General features: G+C 67.9%; 19 protein-coding genes and 2 pseudogenes. 9 read left to right on the top strand and 12 right to left on the bottom strand.

Going from position 1 to position 21,198, the window contains the following annotated elements:
• Positions 1–7 precede the first annotated feature (7 nt).
• Positions 8–1,171 (bottom strand): annotated as a pseudogene (locus GR168_RS20180) (FAD-binding oxidoreductase); the annotation flags it as partial.
• 123 nt (positions 1,172–1,294) lie between these two features.
• On the opposite strand from GR168_RS20180, the gene GR168_RS20175 reads away from it, so the two are divergent.
• Positions 1,295–2,428 (top strand): amidohydrolase family protein, encoded by a 1,134-nt coding sequence (locus GR168_RS20175; RefSeq protein WP_068970792.1) that lies wholly within the window; start codon positions 1,295–1,297, stop codon positions 2,426–2,428.
• A 4-nt stretch (positions 2,429–2,432) separates the two neighbouring features.
• Here the strand turns inward: GR168_RS20175 and GR168_RS20170 are convergent, their stop codons facing one another.
• Both GR168_RS20170 and GR168_RS20165 read right to left on the bottom strand, forming a co-directional pair.
• A complete protein-coding gene (locus GR168_RS20170; protein WP_068970793.1) occupies positions 2,433–3,383 on the bottom strand; it encodes a serine/threonine-protein kinase in 951 nt (316 codons plus the stop codon).
• A 47-nt stretch (positions 3,384–3,430) separates the two neighbouring features.
• Positions 3,431–3,856 carry a nitroreductase/quinone reductase family protein gene (locus GR168_RS20165; RefSeq protein ID WP_068970840.1) on the bottom strand — a complete coding sequence of 142 codons (426 nt, stop codon included), beginning with the start codon at positions 3,854–3,856 and terminating at the stop codon, positions 3,431–3,433.
• An 85-nt stretch (positions 3,857–3,941) separates the two neighbouring features.
• Here GR168_RS20165 and GR168_RS20160 point away from each other — a divergent pair, with 85 nt between their 5' ends.
• Positions 3,942–5,306 (top strand): FAD-linked oxidase C-terminal domain-containing protein, encoded by a 1,365-nt coding sequence (locus GR168_RS20160; RefSeq protein ID WP_068970794.1) that lies wholly within the window; start codon positions 3,942–3,944, stop codon positions 5,304–5,306.
• Here the strand turns inward: GR168_RS20160 and GR168_RS20155 are convergent.
• A complete protein-coding gene (locus tag GR168_RS20155) occupies positions 5,254–6,390 on the bottom strand; it encodes a GGDEF domain-containing protein (protein ID WP_223258895.1) in 1,137 nt (378 codons plus the stop codon). The two genes, GR168_RS20160 and GR168_RS20155, sit on opposite strands and share 53 nt — an antisense overlap.
• On the opposite strand from GR168_RS20155, the gene GR168_RS24015 reads away from it, so the two are divergent.
• Both GR168_RS24015 and GR168_RS20150 read left to right on the top strand, forming a co-directional pair.
• A complete protein-coding gene (locus GR168_RS24015) occupies positions 6,376–6,558 on the top strand; it encodes a hypothetical protein (RefSeq protein ID WP_223258896.1) in 183 nt (60 codons plus the stop codon). The two genes, GR168_RS20155 and GR168_RS24015, sit on opposite strands and share 15 nt — an antisense overlap.
• Positions 6,559–6,911: 353 nt before the next feature.
• Positions 6,912–7,823, top strand: coding sequence for a LysR family transcriptional regulator (locus tag GR168_RS20150; RefSeq protein WP_065632460.1), 912 nt, complete (start codon positions 6,912–6,914; stop codon positions 7,821–7,823).
• Positions 7,824–7,840: 17 nt separating this feature from the next.
• Here the strand turns inward: GR168_RS20150 and GR168_RS20145 are convergent, their stop codons facing one another.
• Complete coding sequence (locus GR168_RS20145) at positions 7,841–8,632, bottom strand: glycoside hydrolase family 16 protein (protein ID WP_223258897.1); 792 nt, start codon at positions 8,630–8,632, stop codon at positions 7,841–7,843.
• A gap of 81 nt (positions 8,633–8,713) precedes the next feature.
• Between GR168_RS20145 and GR168_RS20140 the strand changes: the two genes are divergently transcribed.
• Positions 8,714–9,667 carry a proline dehydrogenase family protein gene (locus GR168_RS20140; protein ID WP_083229366.1) on the top strand — a complete coding sequence of 318 codons (954 nt, stop codon included), beginning with the start codon at positions 8,714–8,716 and terminating at the stop codon, positions 9,665–9,667.
• Here the strand turns inward: GR168_RS20140 and GR168_RS20135 are convergent.
• Positions 9,642–10,241: a TetR-like C-terminal domain-containing protein gene (locus GR168_RS20135; RefSeq protein ID WP_065632588.1), complete on the bottom strand. Its 600-nt coding sequence runs from the start codon at positions 10,239–10,241 to the stop codon at positions 9,642–9,644. The genes GR168_RS20140 and GR168_RS20135 overlap by 26 nt on opposite strands.
• 39 nt (positions 10,242–10,280) lie before the next feature.
• Between GR168_RS20135 and GR168_RS20130 the strand changes: the two are divergent.
• From GR168_RS20130 to GR168_RS20120, 3 genes and pseudogenes are all read left to right on the top strand, one after another.
• Positions 10,281–11,408: pseudogene (locus GR168_RS20130) on the top strand (hypothetical protein).
• A gap of 9 nt (positions 11,409–11,417) precedes the next feature.
• Complete coding sequence (locus tag GR168_RS20125) at positions 11,418–12,455, top strand: TIGR03617 family F420-dependent LLM class oxidoreductase (RefSeq protein WP_068970797.1); 1,038 nt, start codon at positions 11,418–11,420, stop codon at positions 12,453–12,455.
• Positions 12,452–14,824 (top strand): PEP/pyruvate-binding domain-containing protein, encoded by a 2,373-nt coding sequence (locus GR168_RS20120; protein ID WP_068970798.1) that lies wholly within the window; start codon positions 12,452–12,454, stop codon positions 14,822–14,824. Before GR168_RS20125 ends, GR168_RS20120 begins: the two co-directional genes overlap by 4 nt.
• Positions 14,825–14,845: 21 nt before the next feature.
• Here the strand turns inward: GR168_RS20120 and GR168_RS20115 are convergent, their stop codons facing one another.
• Positions 14,846–16,447: a fatty acyl-CoA synthetase gene (locus GR168_RS20115; protein WP_068970799.1), complete on the bottom strand. Its 1,602-nt coding sequence runs from the start codon at positions 16,445–16,447 to the stop codon at positions 14,846–14,848.
• A gap of 77 nt (positions 16,448–16,524) precedes the next feature.
• Here GR168_RS20115 and GR168_RS20110 point away from each other — a divergent pair, with 77 nt between their 5' ends.
• A complete protein-coding gene (locus GR168_RS20110) occupies positions 16,525–17,343 on the top strand; it encodes a LuxR C-terminal-related transcriptional regulator (protein ID WP_223258898.1) in 819 nt (272 codons plus the stop codon).
• A 32-nt stretch (positions 17,344–17,375) separates the two neighbouring features.
• Here the strand turns inward: GR168_RS20110 and GR168_RS20105 are convergent, their stop codons facing one another.
• The 5 genes from GR168_RS20105 to GR168_RS20085 form a co-directional block, all read right to left on the bottom strand.
• Positions 17,376–17,741, bottom strand: coding sequence for a hypothetical protein (locus GR168_RS20105; protein WP_068970800.1), 366 nt, complete (start codon positions 17,739–17,741; stop codon positions 17,376–17,378).
• Entirely contained in the window at positions 17,742–18,998 is a 1,257-nt protein-coding gene (gene ribB, locus GR168_RS20100) for a 3,4-dihydroxy-2-butanone-4-phosphate synthase (RefSeq protein ID WP_068970801.1), read from the bottom strand.
• Complete coding sequence (locus tag GR168_RS20095; protein ID WP_083229367.1) at positions 18,995–19,531, bottom strand: flavin reductase family protein; 537 nt, start codon at positions 19,529–19,531, stop codon at positions 18,995–18,997. Before GR168_RS20095 ends, ribB begins: the two co-directional genes overlap by 4 nt.
• 69 nt (positions 19,532–19,600) lie before the next feature.
• Positions 19,601–20,014 carry an SRPBCC family protein gene (locus GR168_RS20090; protein WP_058249682.1) on the bottom strand — a complete coding sequence of 138 codons (414 nt, stop codon included), beginning with the start codon at positions 20,012–20,014 and terminating at the stop codon, positions 19,601–19,603.
• Position 20,015: 1 nt separating this feature from the next.
• Complete coding sequence (locus tag GR168_RS20085) at positions 20,016–21,185, bottom strand: LLM class flavin-dependent oxidoreductase (RefSeq protein WP_068970802.1); 1,170 nt, start codon at positions 21,183–21,185, stop codon at positions 20,016–20,018.
• Positions 21,186–21,198: the final 13 nt, after the last annotated feature.

The raw sequence follows: 21,198 nt of genomic DNA, 5'->3' as shown, positions 1-21,198 counted from the left end.
TACCGGGTCAGAACACCGGGTCGTGCTGGATGCGGCTGGCCCGGACGCCCGCGATGATCAGCGTGCGTCGGGTGTTCTCGATCATCTGCGGTGAGCCGGCGATGAGCACCTGGCGGTCCTGCCAGTCACCGGACCGGGCCACGACGTCGGCGAGGGTGCCGATCTCGTGGTCGATGCCGAGCTCGGCGGGTGTCGCCACCGCGTTGATCCACCACGGATCGCTCTCCTCCTGGGACACGGCGGTGACCCGCAGCCAGGGATTGGTCGACGCGATGCGGCGCAGGACGGTCAGGTCGTACAGCTCGCCCGGGTAGCGCATGCCGTAGAAGATGTGCGTCTCCGGCGAATCCGCGCGCATGGACATCTCGATCAACAACGCCCGCAGCGGTGCGAGCCCGGTCCCGCCCGCCACCATGAGGACCTTGCTGTCGCGGTCGACGTGCAGCGTCCCGTGCCCCTGGGCGAGGGTCCACACATCGCCGATGCTGGTCTCGCTCACGATCGCGGTGCTGACCGTTCCACGGGGGATCGCACGCACGTGGAACTCCAGTTCACCGGCCGGGTTGGGCGGGATGGCGGGGGAGAGATTGCGCCACTGCTTGGGCCATTGCGGGGTGTGCACCTCGAGGTATTGGCCCGTGTTGAACGTCAGCGGCGAGTGGGCGAGAAGCCGGACGACCGCGAGGTCCCGGGTGATCCGGTACTTCTCGACGACCTCGGCGGTCCAGCGCGCAGGATGGGTCGCGCTCTCGGCCGCGCCCCGCATGACCCCGGTGACCAGCATCATCGCCTGCGAGACGGTCTGTTCGGTCTCGGCGTCCCAGTAACCGGCCATGAGGCTGCCGAACTCGCCCATCAGGGCGGCGTACATCACGTGGTAATGCTCGGGCTCGACTCCGAACTTGCGATGGTCGCGTCCGAGCTGCGCGAGGAACTCCACGAGTTCGGCGTGACCCGACTCGGCCGGGATCGCTTCCAGCACATGGTCGATGACCCGATGGAAGGCCACTCGCTGGGCCGCCATCGACACCCCGAACAGGTCACGCAGGTCGGGATCGATCGCAAACATCCGGGTGTAGACGTTGGTGACGAACCGGTCGGGCTGTCGATTGACAGCCGTCCGCAGCTGATGCAGCGCGTGGCGCGTATGTGTCGCCATCTCGAAAAGATCACACCTCCGTCGCGGCTCGTCTCCCCACCCGGTTCAAGAGACCCACACTAGTCCTTCAACACGTCACAATTCAGGATCCGGCATCCCATGTCGGACAGTGATGAGGTATGGCAAGGTACGGGGATGACGTCCCTCGAAGGGGTCCTCACGGGCATCGTTGATGCCCATGTGCAGCACTGGAACCCGCGGCGTACCCCGTGGGCGGCCACGCGGGCGTCGCGGCTGTACGGGTTCGTCCCCACCTTGGGCGACCGGGTGTTTCCGCTCGTGGTCTCGCGCGCCGACCGCGAGTACATCCTGACCCCGCGCACCGTGGCCCGGGCCTACGAGCCGCGTCAGTACGCCACCGATGCGGCGCTGGTGCCGACCGTGGTGGGGGTACCGATCGACACGGTGGTGCACGTCGAGTCGCATTGGCGCCGCGAGGTCGCCGACGCCGCGGAGCCACCGGTGGACAGCACCGCCGTCGAGGAGACCCGATATCTCGAGAGCCTGCCGTTCGGCCAGGCCGGTACCCCCCGCCTCGGCGCCGTCATCTCGCACGGCGATCCGCGGACCCGCACGTTCGCGACCATGCTCGACGAACAGTTCGCGGCCTCGCCGCGGTTCCGCGGCATCCGCATCGTCGCGTCCCGACATCCCGATCCGCGCGTCCGCGATGGCGGGGACACCGACAACCTGCTGTCCTCGACGGCGTTCCTCGAGGGGTTCGCCGAACTCGCGAGCCGCGATCTGGTCTTCGAGGCGTCGGTGTACTCCCATCAGCTCTACGACGTGATCCTGCTGGCCCGGGAGTACCCCGACACGACGATCGTCCTCGACCACTTCGGCATCCCGGCAGGGGTCTTCGGTCCCGTCGGTGTCCGCACCGGCGCGACAGCCGCAGCGCGCGCGGACATCTGGCGATTGTGGCGAGAACGGATGACGACCCTGGCGAACCACCGCAACGTCGTCGTCAAACTGTCGGGTCTGGCGATGCCGATACTGGGTTACGGTCACGAACGGTGGGGCAACATCGGCGGTCAGGCCACGCTCGCCGAGATGATCGGTCCCTTCGTCGAGCACATCGTCACCCATTTCGGGTCGGACCGCATCATGTTCGGGTCCAACTATCCGATCGATCGGCCCAACGCCGCGGTCGACGTGCTGGTCGGCGCGCTCGTCGACTGTGTGTCCCAGTGGGGTTCGGAGGCTCTGCGGAAGATCTTCCGCGACACCGCTGTTCGTGTCTATGCGATCGATGACGCGGCGGGTTGACCGCTCACCGGCCGCGGGGCCACCACGTCGAACGTTGCGGCGACTCCGGCACGGGCACGTCCCGCATGAGCCTGGTCAGGATCTCGACGAGGGCGGTGCACGAGGGATACCGGTCCTCCGGTGACTTCGCCAGCGCCTTGGCGAAGATCGAGTTCATCGCCGATGGCAGCCAGGGGCGGCGTCGGGTGAGTTTCGGCGGGTCGTCGTTGAGGTGGGCATAGGTGATCGCGAAAGCGGTGTTCCGCGGATACGGTGGTGTGCCCGTGATGAGTTCGACGAGCGTGCACGCGAATGCGTAGAAATCGGTTGCGGGGGTGAGCTTCTGGGCCTGCAGTAGTTCGGGCGAGGCGTAGCCGATGGAACCCTGCACACGACCGTTGCGCGCGAGTGGACGGGTGTCGTCGAGGAACTGGGCGATCCCGAAGTCCGAGAGGTAGGCGTCGAGGGGTGTACCCACAGATCGCGGGGTGCGGGAGAGGAGGATGTTCGCGGGTTTGACGTCGCGATGCAGGATGTCCTGCGAATGCGCATGATCCAGCGCATCGGCGATCTGCATCGCCACCCGCAGGATGGTGTCCATGTCCGGCTCGTCGCCGCGCTCGGGGACGAGTGCGGTCGCCGCGGGGCCGCCGATGTACTGCATGGTCAGCCACATCGACGGCAGGTGCCGCGGCCCGAGCGACCCGCGCGGTGAGGCGATCTCGCCGTGCTCGATCATGCGCACGATGTGCGGATGATCGAGCAGCGACGCGATCCCGAATTCCCGCTCGAAGCGCTCCCGGACCCGCGCGTGGTCGGACGCGTTCGGGTGCAGGACCTTCAGGGCCAGCGGCTCATCGCACGACGGGCCCCCGTCATCGCCGGCGCGATGGACCCGGAACACATCTGCGCTCGCCCCGCCACCGAGGAAGTCGTCGATGGTGAAGCCGGCCACGCTCTCGCCAACCTCGAACACCCTGCCAGGGTAGTGGCGTTCGAGGGCCGACGGCGGTAACCGCCGGGTCAGCGAGCCGGTGTCAGCCGGAAGATCGGGAACCGCCGGCCCTGCGCGGTCTCGGTGTACTTCAGGAACTGCTCGGATGCCGAGATGAACTTCTGCCACGCGGGTTCCCAGTCGTCACCCTCGACTTCGGTCACCGCGGTGTCGAGCCGTTCGACGCCGTTCTCCGCCGGCGCCTCCACGGCGACCGATTCGGGATGGGCCCGTAGGTTGTGCACCCACGCCGGGGCCTTCGGCGAACCGGCGTACGAGCCGATGACCAGCCAGCTGTCGGCGTCGGGCAGGGCGAACAGGGGACTGATCCGCGGCTCGCCGGACTTGGCGCCCAGCGTGTGCAGGAGCACGAGGTTCTTGCCGAAGCCGGCGGTGTCCACATGCCCGTTGTTGGAGCGGAACTCGTTGATGACGGTCGCGTTGAAATCGTTCACGTCGCTCATTGTCGCGGTGCCCGGCGTTTCCGGCCATGTATCAATCTGAAACCGTGGTCGTTCGGTCTGCGAATACTCTGAACAGATGAGTGTCGACCCGAGTTCGCTGGCCGCTTCCCTCCCCGACGGCATGGTGGTCACCGACGCCGACATCCTGGCCGGCTACCGGCAGGACCGTGCCGCCGATCCGACGGCCGGCACCCCGCTCGCACTGGTTCGGCCGACCACCACCGCCGAAGTGCAGGACACCGTTCGCTGGTGTGCCGCCAACGGTGTCCCGGTCATCACGCGGGGTGCAGGTACCAGTCTGTCGGGCGGGTCGACGGCGGTCGACGGCGCGATCATGCTGTCCACCGAGAAGATGCGGGACATCGACGTCGACCCGGCGACGCGCACCGCCGTCGTCCAACCCGGACTGTTCAACTCGGAGGTGAAGGCCGCGGCCGCCGCGTCGGGGCTGTGGTATCCGCCGGACCCGTCGTCGTTCGAGATCTGCTCGATCGGCGGGAATGTCGCCACCAACGCGGGTGGACTGTGCTGCGTCAAGTACGGCGTCACCACGGACTACGTCCTGGGCCTCGAGGTCGTGCTCGCCGACGGCCGGGCGGTACGCGTCGGCGGCAAACAGCTCAAGGACTCCGCGGGCCTGCCGCTGACCAAGCTGTTCGTGGGCAGCGAGGGGCTGCTCGGGATCATCACCGAGGTCACCCTGCGGCTGTTGCCACCCCAGGGCCCCGCGAGCACCGTCGTCGGTGTGTTCGGTTCGGTGCACGACGCCAGCCGGGCGGTGCTGGCGGTCACCGGGGACATGCGTCCCGCGATGCTCGAGTTCATGGACTCGGTCGCGATCAACGCCGTCGAGGACCTGTTGCGGATGGGCCTCGACCGGGAGGCCGGGGCGCTCCTCGTCGCCCAGTCCGACGCCCCGGGTGCGGCCGGCGCGGCCGAGGTCGAGTTCATCCGGAAGGCGTTCGAGACGAACGGCGCCGGCGAGGTCTTCGCGACCGACGACCCCGTCGAGGGCGAGGCGTTCACCGCGGCCCGCCGCGCGGCGATCCCGGCGGTGGAGAAGCTCGGATCGTTGCTGCTCGAGGACGTCGGCGTACCGCTGCCCTCGTTGCCCGACCTCATCGACGGTGTCGCCGAGATCGCGGCCGGGAACCGGGTGATGATCTCGGTGATCGCCCACGCCGGCGACGGCAACACGCACCCGCTGATCGTCTTCGACCCCGCCGACGTGGACGAGGCGAAACGCGCCCAGGTCGCCTTCGGTCAGATCATGGACCTCGCGATCGAGTTGGGCGGCACCATCACCGGCGAGCACGGGGTGGGACGGCTGAAGAAGGGCTGGCTGCCCGACCAGGTGGGGCCCGACGTCATGGAACTGACGGCTCGGATCAAGCAGGCTCTCGACCCCGACGGTCTGCTGAACCCGGGCGTGCTGTTGTAGCCGGGCGTCCTCCGGTGGGCCGGGGGGCGGCGATGCGCCCCGCCACCACGTAGGTGTTGCGGCCTGCGGCCTTGGCGGCGAAAAGCGCGTCGTCGGCGACGTCGAACTCGTGCCGGACGAAGGCGTCGGCGTCGTCGGCGGACATGTGGCCGCCCGGTGTGACACCCACGGCGATGCCCAGGCTCATCGTCGCGGTCGCACCACCGGGGATCGTGATGGGCCGCGCGCGGATGCGTTCGGCGAGCGCGCGCACCGAGGTCTCGTCGGCGAGCGTCGCGATCGCGAACTCGTCACCGCCGAGTCGCGCGGCGATGGCCTTCTCGTCCGTGGCCCCTTGCAGAATCGCCGCGACCCGCTCCAGGACGTCATCACCCATCGCGTGACCGTGTTCGTCGTTGATGGCCTTGAACCGGTCGACATCCGCGGTGACCAAGGCGAACGGGTGGGCGGGGCTGCGACGGAGCATTGTCGTCGTCGCGTAGATGAAGCCGCGACGATTCAGCAATCCGGTGAGCGAATCGGTATTCGCCATGATGAGCTGATGTTTCAGCGATCGCTGGAAATCAGATGTGTAACTGCGATGAAGGGCCGTGGTGCCATTGGTGACGACCAACAATGCGAGTGTGGTGAACAGGACGTTCAACACCGGAGTGCCATCTGCCCATGACACGAGGCCCATCGCGCAGACCGCGATGCTCGAGTAGATCATGTGGGCGTACGCGACCGGGGACCGGACGAAATGCGCCACATATGACCCGATGACGGCGAAGATCACGGCGCAGAACTGGGCCAGGATGATGTCGGAGATCGCCAGGATCGCGACGGTCAGCACAGCGTCGGCCCACAGGACGAACAGGGTGTTGAACCCCCTGATCGACGACTGTTTGGTCCACCAGATCACGCCGAGGTGGACCCGGCTGACCACGAGAGCCATCGGGATCGTGGTGGCGACGACGATGCCGAGGGCGATCGAGCGCGGGACGGATCCCTGTGTGCCACTCGGCGTGAAGAGGGCGATCGTGCCGAGCGCCCCGCACACCGCGACCAGTACGGCGATGGTGACGCGGACATGCCATTCGCGCATCCGGACCTGTTTGAGGACGTGATCGGCGTTGTCGTAGAAAAGGTGATGATGGCCGGATATCTCACCGGTGGCCGGTCCGTGGCGAAGAGCCCGGAAACGAGCGGCGGGCCGTTCATCCTGGTCTCCGCGTTGTCGGTGCTCGATGGCCGCATCCTCTTTCACTCGTGATGCGCGTGACGCGCATGCATGTCGCGACGACGAATCGTCGAACACACGTTACGGAGTTTAGAGGACGATTAAAGATCGTTTCTTCTCGAAATCCGCGATATGACCCAACGGAGCGAAAGATGGAAGAATCGGCAGAATTGCCGTCGATCTGATGCGCGCTGAGACGGTCGTGCCGATCGGGCCCGATCAGCCGCCTCCTGCTGGGGTCCTCCCGTCCCCTCCGCGGGAGGGACCCCAGCAGGTAGTCCGAATGCGATGTGGCCGGCGCGAACCTGGCCTCGCGGAATTCAGCATATTGGCTCGATGGTCAACCTACAATCACATCAATCGGGATAACTGACAGGAGATGGTTGATGAATGGTCCCGGGGAGCCCGGACTACGTGATATCGACCTCCGACGACTGCGGATGTTCGTCGTCGTGATGGAGGCGCCCAGCCTTCGTGTCGCCGCGGATGACCTGTTCATCAGCCAGCAAGCGCTCTCCTCGGCGATCCGCGAACTCGAGCGACACCTGGGGGTGGAGCTCTTCTCGCGGTCGCGCCGAAGCCTCACGCCGACGCCCGCCGGTGAGGCGCTCTACCGTGGTGCGGTGCCGTTGCTGGCCGGCGGCGAGCAGCTCGCGACGCAGGTACGACGGGTGGACGCCGGCTCGCCTGCGCCGTTCGTGATCGGTCACGCCCCGGACCTCGCCTCCTCCGAGGTCTTCCGGATCATCGAGCCGGTGGTGCTCGCCGATTCGTCGGTGCCGATCACGGTACGGCCGGTCTTCGCCGAACTCATTCGCGACGAGTTGCTGTCGGGAGCCATCGACATGGCTCTCGGACGAGGCGTGGCGGCCCCGCCGGACATGGCCACCACGATCGCGACACAACACGAACTGCGTCTGGCGGTGCGTGCCGATCACCCGCTGGCCGCGCACGACCGGGTCGACATGGCCGACCTCGCCGGCTACGAGATCGTCGTCTGGGGTCCCGAGCACGAGTACGAGTACACCGACATCCTCGTCGGCATGTGTCGGCGTGCCGGGTTCGAACCGAAGATCATCCTGTCGACGCTGCTGGGGACGCCCCCGCACACGGCGGTGATCGCACACCCCGACGCGTGCGCATTCGTCACCAATGAACCCGGCTGGATCTACGTCAACCGCATCCGGATCGTCGAGTTCACCGATCCGCCGTTCGCACCCGTCCGCGCGATGTGGTTGCCCAACACCTCGTCGACCCTTCGGCGACAGATACTCGCCGCGGCCGAGAACTCGCTCTGAGGTTCCGGCCGCAGGCCTCAGGCGCCGTCTCGTCTGCTGACCTGCACCGCGGCCACGTCGAAGATCCGCGGGTACCCGATCGTCGAGTCGGGGACGGCGCGGTCCGGGAAGTCGAAGACGCTCAGCATCAACTGCACCGGGTAGTCGATCGACTGGTCGACCGTCTTGACCGGGTGCCCGTCGACGCTGAACACGAGCCGTCCCGGTTCCCAGTCGACGGCGTACTCGTGCAGGTCGGCGAGATCGTGCGGGATCTCGATGACCGAGAAATCGTCGACAATCCGAGGGTCACGGTGCGGATGGACGCCCACCCCGACCGTCCAGGGCTCGCCGGGCCGCGGGCCGAAGATCTCGGCGACGCAGATCTCGCCGGACTCGTCGGGTCGCTCCTCGGTGCCGAGAAGCCAGAACGCCACCATCGACGCCGGATCGCGGATCGCGCGCATGGTCACCTCGAACCGGCCGTGGGCTTGGGCGAAGCGGATCTCCGAGGCGCGATCGGTGGTGACGGTCAATCCGTCGCGGTGGGCGTGCTGACCGACCGGGCTGCCGATCGGACCGGCGCGATGCCCGGTCTGCAGGCTCGAGACCCGCATCCCCGACTCGGACGGCCGCCAGGCGGGCTGGTCGTCGTCGATGCACAGCCGTGAGCGTCCCTCCGATGTGCTCCACCGGGCGGCGGAGTTCTCGGGTGTCGACCAGTGCGGCAGATACGCGGCGATCCACGTCCGGGGGTCGAAACCGTCGCCGGTGAAGTCGTCGTGCAGGGTCGTCGTCAGGCCCATCAGATCCGCGGCGTGTCGGTCCATGGGATTACGGTACAACGACTTTCGAGGGCCACACGCGTAGTGTGTGCTGGTCAGTACGGGCGTGATCAGAGGTGGGATGACTTGGAGACGACAACTGCGGCCGACACTCTCCGGCGATGGGCGCTCGACGAAGAGCTGAAGTCCCGGGTCATGGCCGACCCCGCGCTCGCCGACTGTGCGCGGCGAGTCGCCGACCGCTACACCGCGGGAGAAGATGTCGAGTCCGCGATCCGCGCCGGCGCGCGCGCCGTGGAACGCGGGCACCGGGTGAGCATCGAGTACACGGGCGAGAGCGTTCGCGATGCCGCCGAAGCGGCCGCGGCCACGGACGTGTTCGTGTCCGTCGCCGAACACATCGGCCGGACCGGGCTGCCGTCGACGGTCTCCGGCGATCTGTCGCACATCGGCCTCCTCGTCTCGGAGGAACTGGTGCGCGACAACGCTTCCCGCCTGGCGCAAGCGTGTGCCGCGGTGGACTCGGTTTTCATGATCTCGGCCGAGGGATCGGACCGGGCCGACCAGGTTCTCGAGGTCTACGACTGGCTGTCACAGCGATTCGACAATGTGGGCATCACACTTCAAGCACGGCTCCATCGCTCGGAGGGCGACGTCGAACGCCTCCTCGCGATCGGTGGCCGCATCCGGCTCGTCAAAGGCGCGTTCTACGAATCGGATTCGACCGCGCTGTCGCGAGAGGACCCGGAATTGGCGGAGCGCTACGGACGGCTTGCGCGGCGCATCGTCGACGGCGGCGGCTCCCTCACACTCGCGACCCACGACGAGGTGCTGCTGACGCGCGTCCTCGACTCGGTCGGCGCCGCCGACGCCCTCGAGGTCGAGATGCTGATGGGTCTCGGAACCGACCTCCTCGATCGGTTGGCGGCGAACGGGGTGGCCACGCGCGAATACTGCATCTTCGGCTCGGAATGGTGGTTGTACGTGCTCAACCGCATCGCCGAAGACCCGACCCGGGTGTTCCAGGCCATCGTCGACCTGGGGCGGGGGACGGTCAGCCCGCCGGCCACCGCTCGGTGATCAGCTCGACCATCTCCTCGACCCAGGCATCGTCGAGCGCGGCGTCGCTGCGGATGAGGATGCGGAAGATCGCGGTGCCCGCGACGACCTCCGCGAGCATCGGCAGCCGGTCGTCGTCACGGCGTTCCTGGCCGAAGCGGGATTCGAAGGCGGTGAGGTCGCCGGCGAGCCGAGCGATCATCTGACTGTGCACCTCGGGTGATGCGACGGTGTCGGCGATCAGGCCGGGGAGTGCGACGCGTACCTCGGGGCGGTTGAACATGGTGCGCACGATCTCCACGAGTGCCCGGATGTCCTGTCGGGCGTCACCTGAACCCGTTGGCGGTTCCAGGGTTTCGGCTGCCAGCACCGCTTCGTGGACGAGTTGGGCCTTGCCGGACCAGCGCCGGTAGATGGCCGCGGTGGTGGTGCCCGCGCGGGCCGCGATCGCCGAGAGGGACAGCGCCGGGTAGCCCGTCTCGAGGATGAGTTCGCGGGTGGCCGCGATGATCGCGGAATCGATCCGCCCGTCGCGGGGCCGTCCGGGCGACGCAGGGTTCGACCTCTTGTGTTCCCTTCGGCCATCTGCTGTCATGAGTCCCAGCATAGTTGCAATACGGTGTGCATCGTATTTATGGGAGGGTCCGTGGAACTCAGTCCACTCGACGAATATCCGATCCATCAGGCCCCGGCGCCGATCACCCGGCCGGCGACCTCCGACCGGAACTTCTACGACCGTTCGTACTTCAACGTCCTCGACCGCGAGGGCCGGTTCATGGCGCTGACCGGCATCGGCTACTACCCGCGGCTCGGGGTCAAGGACGCCTACTTCGTCGTCCGGCGCGGCGACACCCAGACCGCGGTGCACCTGAGCGACGCCATCGACGACGACCGCCTGCGGCAGAACGTCAACGGCTACCGCCTGGATGTGCTGGAGCCGTTGCAGGAACTACATCTGACGCTGGCCGAGACCGAGGGGATCTCCGCCGATCTGACCTGGCGCGGTCTCTTCCCCGCGGCGCTGGAGAAGCCGCACGACATGCTCACCGAACGGCGGGTCACCCTGCAGGCGTGCCGGTTTGCGCAAGTGGGCAGCTGGCAGGGATGGATCGATGTCGACGGGGAGCGGTTGACGGTCGAGCACGACACCAGCGTGGCGAGTCGTGACCGGTCGTGGGGCATCCGCCCCGTCGGTGAGTCCGAACCCGCGGGCCGGCCCGACACCGCCTTCCGCGGTATGTGGTGGCTGTAGCTGCCGTTGGCCTTCGACGACTTCCAGTTGTTCCTGATCCTGCAAGAGGATCCCGACGGTCATCGCAGTCTCTACGACTGCACGCGGCGCTGGCGGGACGGCCGCGTCGAGCAACTCGACGGTGTGCGCGTCGCCATCGACTACACGCCGGGCACACGGATCCCCCGGGGCGCGCACGTCGAGTTCCTGACCCGTGCCGGTGACCGGGTGGTCCTCGATGTTGAGTCGAAACTGTTCGCTCCCATTGCGTTCGGATCGGGGTACGGCGGCGACTCGTCGTGGGGACACGGCACATGGAAAGACGGACCGTTCGCCGAACGCGTCAGCTTCGACCTCACCGACCCGGAGGTGATGGCGCGGGCGCCCTTCAGTCTGATCGACCACGTCGGGTCGGCCGTCTGTACCGAACCGGACGGCACCGTCCGGCATGGTGCCGGTCTGTTCGAGCACGGCGTCATCGGTCCTCATCGCCCGTCGGGATTCTCCGACTGGACAGATGTGATCGGCTAGGACATCGACATGAAGATCATGACGGCGTTGTTCGATCCGGTCGGAGCGGTCGATCGCGCGCGGGCGTTGCAGGAGGCCGGCGCGTCGGGGGTGTTCACCTTCGAAGGTCCGCACGACGTGTTCACGCCGCTCGCGCTCGCGACCGCAGTCGACGGGCTCGACATCATGTCGAATGTGGCGATCGCGCTCCCGCGCAACCCGATTCAACTGGCTCATCAGGCGAACGACCTGCAGCTGCTCAGCGAGGGACGGTTCATTCTCGGACTGGGTACCCAGGTGCGCGCCCAGATCGAGAAGCGGTACGGCGCCGAGTTCGACCGTCCCGTCGATCGGATGAAGGAGATGGTCGGCGCCCTGCGGGCCATCTTCGCGACGTGGAACGACGGTGAACATCTGGACTTCCGGGGCGAGTATCACCGGCACACCCTGATGACGCCGACCTTCGTACCCGGCCCGAATCCGTACGGGCCGCCGCCGATCTACCTGGGCGCGTTGGGCCCTCGGCTCACCCGTGCCACCGCCGAGGTCGCCGACGGTCTGCTGGTGATGCCGTTCGGGTCGAAGCGGTTCCTGCACGGCACGACCCTGCCCGCGGTCCGCGACGGTCTCGCGGCGGCCGGTCGGAGCGAGGACGACTTCGAGGTGGTGCCCGAGATCATCGTCTCGGTCGCCGGAAGCGGCGCGAGCGGGCCGAATGTGACGGTCGCGAAAGACCGCGACGCCGACCACGCCTCGACGCGAATGCTGTTGGCGTTCTACGGTTCCACTCCCGCATACCGGCCCGTGCTCGATGCGCACGGATGGGGCGACCTGCAGCCGGAACTCAACACGATGTCCAAACAGGGACGGTGGCAGGAGATGGCCGGACTCATCGACGACGAGATCCTCCACACCATCGCCGCCTGCGGCACTCCGGCCGAGATCGCCGCACACATCCGCGACCGCGTCGACGGTGTGTCGGACCGCATCTGCCTCTATCAACCGGGACCCATCGGTGTGGAACCGCTGGCCGAGATCGTCGATTCCCTGACCGGTGACGCGAGATGAGCACGGAAACAGTCGAATTCGAGGAGATCACTGACGGCCGTTACGGCGGCAAGGCGGCCGGGCTCGCACGTCTGCGGCGCCTGGGTCTCCCGGTGCCGCCCGGGTATGTCATCGCCGGCGTGTCGGGGGTTTCCGACGCTGCGACAGCACGATTCGACGAGATGGCCGCCGCCGGACTGACGCCGGTCGCGGTCCGGTCTTCGGCCGTGGGGGAGGACGGGGACGACCAGTCCTTCGCCGGTCAGTACGACACCGTACTGGGGGTCGACACCGTCGACCGCTTCGTCGCCGCGGTCCGGGCCTGCGCCGACTCGGTGCACTCGCGCCGCGCGTCGTCGTACAGCGGGAATACCTCGGCCACCATGAATGTGGTGGTCCAGCGGATGGTCGATGCGCGCGCCGCGGGAGTGGTGTTCACCGCGGACCCGGTCTCAGGTCGACGGGACCTGACGGTGATCGACGTTGTTTCCGGACTCGGCGAATCGCTCGTCGACGGCACGGCTGCTCCCGATCACGTCGTGCTCGATGCCGACGGAACCGCGGTGGTCAACGAAACTGTTGCGGCGCCGGTTCTGTCGCCGGTCGAGATCGCGGCGATCCAGTCCGGCGCCCGCCGGGCCGAGCAGGAGTGGGGCCGGCCGATGGATCTCGAATGGGCGATCGACAGGTCTGGCGAGCTCTGGTGGTTGCAGGCTCGGCCGATCACCACGCTGCCCGGTGACCTGAACGAGATGGACTCGCCGGTGGCCGGCGCCGACCATGTGTACACACGATGCAACATCGGCGAGATGATGCCGGGCGCGTTCTGCCCGCTGACCGCATCGGTCTCCGGGTTCGCGATCGACTACGCGATGCAGATGGTGCAGGTGGTCGCCCGGGCACAGGAGAGATACGAGAAACCCTGGCTGCAGGTGGGTTACTTCTACGGGCACATGTTCCTGAACCTGACCGAGGGCACGGCACTGAGTTCCGGCATCCTCGGGAACTCGCTGGAACAGTTCTCGACCTCGATCTGCGGGCGGGTCATCGACGAGCTCGAACCCAAGCCGCCACAACCGTTCCGGCGCAAGCTCGGGAACACCGTCCGGCTGACCTCGCATGCGCTGTCGGTCGGTCCCGCCATCCGTCGACTGCCCGGTGAGAACGCCGGGTTCGCGGTGCCGACGAGCCGCGACCCCCGGATCGTATGGCAGGAGCTGGAAGCCGGGGTCGCCCAGTACTGCGACGTCACCCTCATCCATGTGCGGTCGTCCTCACGCGCTGCCGTCGCGGCGAATGTGCTCGAGAGCGTGCTGGTCCGGCGCGCGGAGAAGGACGGCCGCACCGAGGACGACGGCAAGGCCGAGGCCGCCCGGCTCATGGCCGGCGCCTCGGAGGTGGAGAGCGCACTGATGCTCGCCGAACTCGACGCCGTCGTACGGACGATCGCCGCCGACCCCGCGGTCGCCGACGCGTTCCTCGATGCACCGCCCGACGATGCGGTCACGACGTTGCAGTCGTCCGACGGAAGTGCCGGCTCGGCCCTGCGGAGATTCCTCGAGCGGCACGGTCACCGCGGGTACCGCGAACTGTGTATGCGCGACCCGTCCTGGGCCGACGACCCCGGTGGTCTGGGGGCGATGATGCAGGTGATGCTGCGGTCGGTCGGGACCCGGACCGTCGCGCGACCCGACCCTGCGCCCGCCGACCTGCACCCCGCTCGGTCGATCCGAGTCCTGGCCCGACTGGCGCAGGGGGGTGCGCGAGGACGCGAGGAGACGAAGTCGCGGATGGCGCTGATGGCCCATCGGCTCAAGCGAGGGTACCGGCACCTCGGCGAGGTGCTGGCCGAGACCGGACGGCTTCCCGACGCCGATCTCGTCTTCTTCTTCGACCGTGCGGAGCTGCACCGGGTCGTCGGCGCCGGCGACATCACCGACCTCGTCGAGAGCGCGACGAAGCGTCGAGAAGCGTTGTCGTATCAGGATCGGCTCGAGTTCGACGATGTGTCGGTCGGACGCCCGTCCCCGCGCGTCGTGGCTCCCGAGCGGAATGTCGGTGATGGCCGGATCGTGGGTCGACCGGCGGGCCGGGGAACCGTGGAAGGCGTGGTGCGCGTGGCGAAGTCGATCGTGGAGGCGCGTGATGTCCAGCGCGGCGAGATCCTCGTGGCACCCGTCACCGACGTCGGCTGGACGCCGTACTTCACCGTCATCGGTGCGCTGGTCACCGACATCGGCAGTTCGGTCTCGCACGGCGCGGTGGTCGCCCGCGAGTACGGACTGCCGTGCGTCGTGAACACCCTGGTGGGCACCCAGGTGTTGCGGACGGGAGACCGCGTGCGGGTCGATGGAGATCGCGGGATCGTCGAACGACTCGAGGCGAGCTGAACCGGTTGAGAACCAGCGGGTTCAGCCCTCACCCGAGGCGATGTCGGCGTAGTGGTCACGGAGGTCGCGCTTGAGGATCTTGCCGCTGGGGTTCTTGGGCAGGGACTCGCTCGCGATCACGATCTTCGGGATCTTGTACGGCGCGAGCCGGTCTCGGCAATGCTGTGTGATCGACCCCGTGTCGATCGTGTACCCGGGGGCCGGTACCACCACCGCCGCAACGGCTTCCACCCAGTAGGGATGCGGAACGCCGATGACCGCCGCTTCCTGCACGGCAGGGTGTTCGAACAACACTTCCTCGACCTCGCGGCTCGACACGTTCTCGCCGCCGGTCTTGATCATGTCCTTCTGCCGATCGACCACCCACAGGTATCCGTCGCCGTCGAAGTAGCCGAGATCGCCGCTGTGGAACCAGCCCCCGCGGAACGACTCGGCCGTCTTCTCGGGCAGGTTGAGGTAGCCGACGGTCACCTGCGGGCTGCGATGCACGATCTCGCCGACGGTGCCCGCAGGGACGGTCCGGCCGTCGGAGTCGACGATCCGGGTCTCGACGTTCAGTGCGGGGCGGCCGGCGGACCCGCCGCGCGTGGCCTGATCGTCGGGCGCCAGAACCGTGGCGAGCGAGCCCATCTCGGTCTGGCCGTAGAAGTTCCGGAGACGAAGGCCGGGGAGGGCTGCGGTCAGTTCGCCCAGCACCTCGACGGGGAGCGCGGAGGCCCCGTAGTAGCCCTTCCGCAGCGACGACAGCGCATCCGGGTCGAAGTCGGGGGAACTCAGCAACGAGATCCACACCGTCGGCGGGCAGAAGAGTTTGGTCGCACCCTCCTGCGCCACAGTGCGGAGAAGCGTCGCGGTGTCCGGGCGATCGAGGATGATGCTGGTCGCGCCCAGCATGATGTCGGTGATGAGGAAGTTGTCCAGTTGCGCGCAGTGGTAGAGCGGAAGCGAGTGCACCTCGATGTCGTCGTCGCTCATCCCGCCCGCGACAACGCAACTCATGTACTGCCACATGAGCGTCCGGCTCGTGTGCATCGCGCCCTTCGGTCGGGATTCGGTGCCGGAGGTGTACATGATGCGGATGACGTCGTCGTCGGCGACGCGGACAGCGGGCAGCGGCCCGGCCGGTTCGCGTACCCAGTCGTCGACGGACGGCCATCGGGAACCGAAACTGTCGGGACCGAGCGGGATCGACCGACGCACGGTCACCGGTGCGGTCGATGCGGCAATCGCCTCGTCGGCGGTGGGCACGAGCGCGTCTTCGACGACCAGGCCGGACGCGCCGCAATCGTCGAGGATGTACGCGATCTCCGCCGCGGTGAGCATGAAGTTGATCGGGACCGAGATGACCCCGATTCGCGCGGCGGCGAAGATGACCACGGGAAATTGCCAGCAGTTGTGCGACAGGATGCCGAGGGTCTGCCCCTGCCGCAGGCCGGCGGCGTGCAACGCGGCGGCGACCCGGTCGACCGCGTCGTCGAACTCCCGGAAGGTCAGGCGGGTGTCACGGTGGATGACGGCCGGCTTGTCGGGCGTCCGAGCGGCCGACCTGCGCGGGATGTCGCCGAGCGAGTGCGACCGCGCCGGGCCGATCAGGTCGTTGCCGAGGGGAGGAGTCGTCGTCATGGGCGGGTGCCTCTCGATCCGGTGGGATTGGGCGACCCGGACCGCTGGTCACGGGTCGATGGGTACTGTTCGTAGCTATGCGCGGTAGTTCTGAGCCGGGCGCCCGACGCAGGCCCGGCGCCGATCCGGTGTCGCCTCGCGGGGGATGGCAGGACCTGCTGTCGCGTCGGCAGATGCTCGGGGTCCTGGCGGTGCTCGAGCAGTGCGAACACGCGGCCGGCGGTCAGGACTTCAAAGAGGGCCTGGTCGAGGCCATCTCCACGTACTTCGGGGTTCGTGACGTGACGTTCTTCCACGGCCGCACCTACAGCGAGATCTTCGACGACCCGGCACCGCTGCTGACCGGCGCCGCGGCCCCGCTGTTGCGGGACTACCGCGAACGATGGCGCGACAAGGACATCTTCGCGCTGCCGCGCGCTCGGCGGGTCCTCACGGCCGAGGGATTCGCGACCCTCGAAGAACTGTCGCGCCTGCCGGTCCCGCAGCGCTCCTATGTCGTGGACTATCTGCACCCCAATGACATGGAGACCGCGTCGGCCCTGCACCTGCCGCTCTCCGACGGTGAGGCCCTCGTCGGCATGTTCGACCGCGTCCGGAAGTGGGACGAATCGGACCTGCTCGCGATGCGCATCCTCGCGCGGCAGCTGCGGGCTCGATCCACGACGGTGTCCGCGGCGCACGAGCCCGTCGATCCGCTGGCAGCACTCACGCCGCGACAGCTCGAGGTCGCCGAACTCGTCAGCGACGGCCTGAGCAACGCCGAGATCGCCCAGCGCCTGTCGCTGTCGGAGCTGTCTGTGAAGAAGTACGTGAGCCGCATCTTCGACGCCGCTGGGTTGCGCAACCGGGCCGAGCTCGCGACCGCGGTGCTGCGTTCGCGCCGGCGGGCTCGCTGAGCGGCCCGGCGCTGCGGTGAGGCCCGGAGCGGTCACGACGCAGGCGTCGGGGTGTACGCGATGACGGTCAGCCCGTTCGGTGAACGCAGGGGCACGCGCGTCTCGTGACCTCCCACCGACTTCTCGCCGACATGCCAGCCCAGCGACCGCGCGACGTCGATCGTGGCTGCCAGATCGGCGGTCCGCGCGAGGAGTGACCAGACCGGCCCGTCCGTCTCGTCGGAGACGCTCAGCGCATCCCAGGCCGCCCAGGCGGACCCGTCGGAGAACCTGGGTGCTCCCAGCACGGCTTCGACGTCACCGGCGACGCCGGCCCACCGGTCGGTCGCGTGCATCACCGTCACCCGCTCGAACAGTGAGCCGAATCCGGCTCTCTCCGTGCTCTTGTCGTCGGACATTCAGACCACCGCCGTCGATGTCGCTGCCACGGACGGCGTCAACCGGTGGCCGAGCCGATCACGCTTGGAGGCGAGGTATCCGGCGTTGTCCGCGGTGGCCTCGATCTCGAGTCCGACGGTCTCGACGACCTCGATGCCGTGGGAGGCCAGCCCGTCGACCTTGGCCGGGTTATTGGTCAGCAACCGGACTCGTCGGATGCCGAGATCTGCCAGCACCACCGCCGCGTCCCGGTAGTCCCGGTTGTCGACGGGTTGACCGAGACGCAGGTTCGCGTCGACGGTGTCGACGCCGTCGAGGTCCTGGAGTCGGTAGGCGGCGATCTTGGCCGCCAGACCGATCCCGCGTCCCTCGTGTCCGCCGACGTACACCACGACCCCGGCTCCAGCGTCCGCGACGTGCTGGAGTGCGGCTCGCAGCTGCGCGCCACAGTCGCATCGGCGCGAGCCGAGCGTGTCTCCGGTGAGGCATTCGCTGTGGACCCGGACGAGCGGTTCGCCCTGCGCGGGATCGCCGTACACGAGTGCGAGATGTTCCGCGCCACTCGATGATCGGTACACGGTGGCCTCGAAGACGCCGTGATCGGTCGGCAGCGCGCAGGTCGCGCCCCGTTCCACCGAGCGGCCTGCGCGGCGGTGGGCCACCAGATCGGCGATGGAGACCACCTCGAGTCCGTGACGCGCGGCGAAATCCCGGACGTCTGCCCCGCCGAGCATCGCGCGCCGGTCGGGGCTGACGAGTTCGCAGATGAGACCGGCAGGTTCGAGACCGGCTGCGGCGCAGAGGTCCACGGCTGCCTCGGTGTGTCCGCGACGCTCCAGGACCCCGCCCGGCCTGGCACGCAGTGGCATCACGTGGCCCGGCCGGGTGAGGTCTGCCGGACCGACCTCGCGGTCGGCAAGGGCGCGGATGGTCCGGGCCCGGTCGGCCGCGCTGATCCCGGTCGTGACACCGACCGCGGCATCGACGCTGACGGTGAACGCGGTGCCGAGGGGGTCGGTCGGGTCGTCGACCATCGGGGGCAGTTCCAATGCGGCAACACGATCCGCGGTCATCGCGACGCACAGGAAGCTTGAGGTGCACTCGAGGAAGAAGGCGATGTCGTCGACGTCGGCGAATTGTGCCGGCATCACGAGATCGGCCTCGTTCTCGCGGTCGGCGTCGTCGACGACGATGACCGGACGCCCGAGGCGGAGCTGGTCGAGACACCGTTCGACGGCGGCGGTGCTGTCCGTGGGCACCCGGTCCTCGTGGCTCATCGGTGTGCCCGCAACCCGTGGAACAGCGAGCGATGGAAGATCAACGGTTCGCTGGCGGCGGGAACGCCGAGGGCGTCGACCCGTCCCACGACGAGCTCGTGATCGCCGATCGGGCGGTGCTCGTCGATGGTGCACTCGATCCACGCATGCGCACCCGCCAGCCGGGGGGAGCCGTTGCCGGACGGGGTCCATTCCACGCCCGCGAACTTGTCGGCGCCGCTCCGGGCGAAGGTGCGCGCCAGGACATGCTGATCCTCGGACAGCACGTTGGCGCAGAAGGAGCCGTTCGCCACGACCGACGGCAGCGTCGTCGAGGTGATGCCGGCGAAGAAGCCGACCAGCGGCGGCTCCATCGAGATCGAGGTGAAGGAGCCGACGGTCATGCCCACGGGCGAACCGTCCGGGCCGGCCGACGTGATGACCACGACGCCGGAACCGAAGTGCGCGAGCACTTCACGAAATCGGTCGCGGACCGACGCGTGGTCATCGGCGTGCACGGACGCGACGTCGTCGGCGATGTGACTGGTGTTCATGGAAGTCCTTCCGATGCGGCCGCGGCGGGTGCGGGGTCAAGGACGCACGCACCCGCCGGGCAACCGGGATCAGGCCGGGACGGCCTTGGTGGCCAACTCGTCGAGGGCGGCCGCGTAGATACCTTCGATCGCGGTGGCGAGTTCGGTTTCCACCGTTGCGGATTCGGCGCCGAACTTCGCTGACCAGTGAACCGAGCAGGTGTCGTCGCCGACTGCCGTGACCGAGATGGTCGAGCGGTAGTGCTCGAGCGGGAGCGGGCCGTCGATGTACTCGTAGGAGTACGTGCGCGCCTCCTCGTCGAAGGCGACGATGCGCTCGCGCGCCGGTGCGCCGTCGGTGAAGACCACGTGACGGACGTCGCCGTCCATCCGTGATGCGTCGATGGCCGGAATCCACGCCGCCACACCGCCGGTGTCACCGATCCACGACCACACGTCCCCGGCGGACAGCGGGAAGTCCTTGGTCACTTCGATGCTCGCCATGTCACACCCGTCCCAGTTCGGCTTCGTACTTCTTGGTCATGTGCTCGACGGCCTTGACGTGTTCGGCCGCTTGTCCTTCGCGGACCGCCTGGGCGCGCGCCGCGGCGTCGATCATCGGTTGCGCCTGCCCCTGGAAATACGGCATGACGTCCTGGGCGAACAATTCGTAGGAACGTCGGGTGGCCTGCGGGTTCGCCCAGTCGTGACCCTGGATCAGCAGCGTGCCGAAACCGCCGGACTGGTCGATCAGGCGCTGGACCTGTGCACGTGCCTCGTCGGCGGTGCCGATGACGCCGATGCCGGAGGTGTTGATGAAGTCGATCATCTCGTGCTTGTTGGTGCCGCGGACGTCCATCTGCGGGAAGGCCGCCACGTGCTGGAGGTAGTTGAACCAGTACTCGATGCCGTGCTCGACGTCCTGGTAGGCCTGCTCCTTGGTCTCCGCGATGTGGAAGGGCCCGACCAGACGCCAGGTCGATCGGTCCACCTCGTCGCTGCGTCCTGACTGGGCGGCGAACTCCTCGAGCAGGCCCCAATGATGTTGCAGTGCACTGAAACCGTCGGCGGTCAGCGTGGCCGCGATCGACAGCAGGCCGATGCCGTACTTGCCGGCGAGTCGCGCACCGGTCGGCGACGCGATCGCGGCGACCACGACGTCGAACAGCGGATCCGAATAGGGGGCCATCTGGATCTTCGCGTCGAACAGTTCGTGGGTGCGGGTCTTGGCCGTCACCGTCTCGCCGCGGAGGAGGCGCATGATGATGTCGGTGTTCTCCGCGAGCAACTCCCGGGTGTCGATCTGGGAGAGGCCGAGCATCGCGGCGTCGGTCGGGAGCGATCCGGGCCCGAGGCCGAACAGGGCGCGGCCGCGGGTCAGGTGATCGAGCATGATCATGCGCTCGGCCGCCCAAAGCGGGTTGTGGTACGAGACCGAGGTGACGCCCGTGCCGAGTTTGATGCGGCTGGTGCGTTCTCCTGCGGCCGCGATCATGATCTCGGGCGACGCGTAGATCTCGGCGCCCGCGGAATGATGCTCGCCGAACCACGCCTCGTCGTATCCCAATTGCTCGAGGTACTGGACGAATTCGAGATCCCGCTGCAGCAGCAGCGTCGGGTTCTGTCCCGGTTCGTGGATCGGGGCGAGGAACGTGCCGAACTTCAGTCTGGTCATCGGAACTCCTGTG

This window comes from Gordonia sp. JH63, assembly GCF_009856645.1.
Taxonomy (GTDB): domain Bacteria; phylum Actinomycetota; class Actinomycetes; order Mycobacteriales; family Mycobacteriaceae; genus Gordonia; species Gordonia hongkongensis.
The sequence above is the reverse complement of the archived record's forward strand: the minus strand, read 5'-3'. Positions and strand labels throughout refer to the sequence as shown.

Coding starts and splice junctions, on each gene's coding strand:
- GR168_RS20145 (WP_223258897.1), bottom strand. CDS start 8,632: ATGGACCGACACGCCGCGGATCTGATGGGCCTGACGACGACCCTGCAC.
- GR168_RS24015 (WP_223258896.1), top strand. CDS start 6,376: ATGCCATTCGCGCATCCGGACCTGTTTGAGGACGTGATCGGCGTTGTC.
- GR168_RS20120 (WP_068970798.1), top strand. CDS start 12,452: ATGAGCACGGAAACAGTCGAATTCGAGGAGATCACTGACGGCCGTTAC.
- GR168_RS20090 (WP_058249682.1), bottom strand. CDS start 20,014: ATGGCGAGCATCGAAGTGACCAAGGACTTCCCGCTGTCCGCCGGGGAC.
- GR168_RS20115 (WP_068970799.1), bottom strand. CDS start 16,447: ATGACGACGACTCCTCCCCTCGGCAACGACCTGATCGGCCCGGCGCGG.
- GR168_RS20175 (WP_068970792.1), top strand. CDS start 1,295: ATGACGTCCCTCGAAGGGGTCCTCACGGGCATCGTTGATGCCCATGTG.
- GR168_RS20105 (WP_068970800.1), bottom strand. CDS start 17,741: ATGTCCGACGACAAGAGCACGGAGAGAGCCGGATTCGGCTCACTGTTC.
- GR168_RS20135 (WP_065632588.1), bottom strand. CDS start 10,241: ATGACAGCAGATGGCCGAAGGGAACACAAGAGGTCGAACCCTGCGTCG.
- GR168_RS20095 (WP_083229367.1), bottom strand. CDS start 19,531: ATGAACACCAGTCACATCGCCGACGACGTCGCGTCCGTGCACGCCGAT.
- GR168_RS20150 (WP_065632460.1), top strand. CDS start 6,912: ATGAATGGTCCCGGGGAGCCCGGACTACGTGATATCGACCTCCGACGA.
- GR168_RS20085 (WP_068970802.1), bottom strand. CDS start 21,185: ATGACCAGACTGAAGTTCGGCACGTTCCTCGCCCCGATCCACGAACCG.
- GR168_RS20155 (WP_223258895.1), bottom strand. CDS start 6,390: ATGCGCGAATGGCATGTCCGCGTCACCATCGCCGTACTGGTCGCGGTG.
- GR168_RS20125 (WP_068970797.1), top strand. CDS start 11,418: ATGAAGATCATGACGGCGTTGTTCGATCCGGTCGGAGCGGTCGATCGC.
- GR168_RS20160 (WP_068970794.1), top strand. CDS start 3,942: ATGAGTGTCGACCCGAGTTCGCTGGCCGCTTCCCTCCCCGACGGCATG.
- GR168_RS20110 (WP_223258898.1), top strand. CDS start 16,525: ATGCGCGGTAGTTCTGAGCCGGGCGCCCGACGCAGGCCCGGCGCCGAT.
- ribB (WP_068970801.1), bottom strand. CDS start 18,998: ATGAGCCACGAGGACCGGGTGCCCACGGACAGCACCGCCGCCGTCGAA.